This window comes from Cryobacterium sp. 10I1 (assembly GCF_035019805.1).
GTDB classification, from domain to species: Bacteria; Actinomycetota; Actinomycetes; order Actinomycetales; family Microbacteriaceae; genus Cryobacterium; species Cryobacterium glucosi.
This window is the reverse complement of record NZ_JASJVF010000544.1, coordinates 1-609: the sequence shown is the minus strand read 5'-3', so window position 1 is coordinate 609 and position 609 is coordinate 1. Positions and strand designations below refer to the sequence as shown.

Genomic DNA, 609 nt, shown 5'->3' with positions numbered 1-609 from the left:
CGGCATCCGCTAGCCAAAGGCCCTGATTAGCGGGAAGATGGAAGTGGGCAGAGCCCGCCGAAGAAATGAGCAGGTCAATGAGGATTCTCGTAGTTTGCGGTGCCGGGGCGTCCAGCGCCTTCGTCGCCCATCGCATCCGCCACACAGGTGAGGCCAGGGGCCTCGAACTGACGGTTCACGCCGGCAGCGAATCCGACCTTCCCGGGTCATTGGACCCGATCGACGTCTTGCTCGTCGGCCCGTATCTGGCCCCGCGTTACGAGAAGATCCGCGCGGAGGCGATCAAGCGGGGCGTCGGCGTCGCGCTCCTGCCCGACACCGTGTTCGCCTCCCAGAACGGCGACGAGGCACTCGACCTCGCCATCTACGCGTTCAAATCGCGCGGCTGGGCCGAACTGCGCGCCTGATCCCGGTTTCCCCGTGAGGGCTACTGGTCCATCAGGTGCACGAGCTCGTCGATGAAGGATGCGAAGTCGACCGACCTGCGGACCAGCCGCTGCACGTCGTTGCGGTCGGAGAAGACCTCGACGAACTGGTCGAAGACATCCTGGAAGCTCTTGCGCCCCGCGGCGCTGAACGCCACGAGCGCGACGACGTTGACCCGAGCCT

At 65.5% G+C, this 609-nt stretch carries 2 protein-coding genes; one reads left to right on the top strand and one right to left on the bottom strand.

Annotated features, from left to right (window positions below; all coding sequences use genetic code 11):
* The first annotated feature begins 77 nt into the window (after positions 1 to 77).
* Entirely contained in the window at positions 78 to 407 is a 330-nt protein-coding gene (locus QN345_RS19695) for a PTS sugar transporter subunit IIB (RefSeq protein WP_166788281.1), read from the top strand.
* Between the two features lie 20 nt (positions 408 to 427).
* On the opposite strand, the gene QN345_RS19690 is transcribed toward QN345_RS19695, so the two are convergent.
* A partial coding sequence (locus tag QN345_RS19690) for a hypothetical protein (RefSeq protein ID WP_323509197.1) occupies positions 428 to 609 on the bottom strand: 182 nt, incomplete at its 5' end.

Coding starts and splice junctions, on each gene's coding strand:
- QN345_RS19695 (WP_166788281.1), top strand. CDS start 78: ATGAGGATTCTCGTAGTTTGCGGTGCCGGGGCGTCCAGCGCCTTCGTC.